Genomic DNA, 265 nt, shown 5'->3' with positions numbered 1-265 from the left:
CCCCGAGGTCCGGGACCTCGTCGACGCGGTGGCGCAGCGGTACGCCGGGACCCGTTCGGACGTGTTGCGTCTCGCGGTGCCGCCGCGGCACGCGAAGGTCGAGTCCGAGGAGGCCGTCGCGCGGCCGGGTCCGGCGTCGCCGACCGTGGACCGCGACGCGTGGTCCGCATACACCCACGGCCTCAACTTCGTCGAGGCCCTCGAGTCGGGCCGGAGTCCGCGCGCGGTGTGGCAGCCCCTGCCTGGGGAGGACTGGAGCACCCGG

At 75.8% G+C, this 265-nt stretch carries 1 pseudogene; it reads left to right on the top strand.

Going from position 1 to position 265, the window contains the following annotated elements:
- Positions 1 to 265: pseudogene (locus tag IJ15_RS25005) on the top strand (primosome assembly protein PriA); the annotation flags it as partial.

This window comes from Prescottella defluvii, from assembly GCF_000738775.1.
Lineage (GTDB): Bacteria > Actinomycetota > Actinomycetes > Mycobacteriales > Mycobacteriaceae > Prescottella > Prescottella defluvii.
The sequence above is the reverse complement of the archived record's forward strand: the minus strand, read 5'-3'. Positions and strand labels throughout refer to the sequence as shown.